The sequence below is a fragment of the Arthrobacter sp. SPT-J7 genome (assembly GCF_059089965.1).
Window position 1 is genome coordinate 1 of the sequence record NZ_JBNHFF010000555.1, and the last position, 509, is coordinate 509.

The 509-nt window shown below is 60.7% G+C and carries 1 protein-coding gene; it reads right to left on the reverse strand.

The genetic code is table 11. From position 1 onward, the window contains the following. Nucleotides 1-423, reverse strand: a 423-nt coding sequence (locus AC5RWX_RS34235) for an HAD hydrolase-like protein (protein WP_494100567.1), incomplete at its 3' end; no start/stop codon positions are given. Nucleotides 424-509 lie beyond the last annotated feature (86 nt).

The following is a 509-nucleotide window of genomic DNA, read 5'->3' on the forward strand; positions in this document are numbered from 1 at the left end:
GGTGTTGTGGGCAAACATGATGTCCGTGGCCAGGCGGTCACCCACCATTACGCTGCTGGACGGGTGCAGGCCGGTTTCGGCACTGATAATTTCCAGCAGGTCTTTCGAAGGCTTGCCAAAAACCGCCTCACATTCCACCTGCGTGCCGGCGGTGATGGCAGCCGTGATGCATGCTGCGTCCGGCTCGCCGCGTCCGCCCGGGAAAGGGCAGAACCTGTCGGGGTTGGTAGTTACCAGCCGTGCACGTTTGTGGTACCATAGCGCGTCGAAGGCAATCTGCAGCTTGCGATATTCGAAGGTGCGGTCGTAAGAGCTCACCACCAGATCAATGCGCTCCGGGTCGTCGCTCATTTCGATGCCAGCTTGGGCCAGCGCCTCCACCAGCGGAAGCTCGCCGATAGGAAAAACGGTCGCTTCGGGCATGGTGCGCGCAATCCAGCTGACGGTAGCGGCTAGACTCGTGTAAACTTCCTGCGGCTCAGTCGGCAAACCGAGGCGCGTGAGTTTGT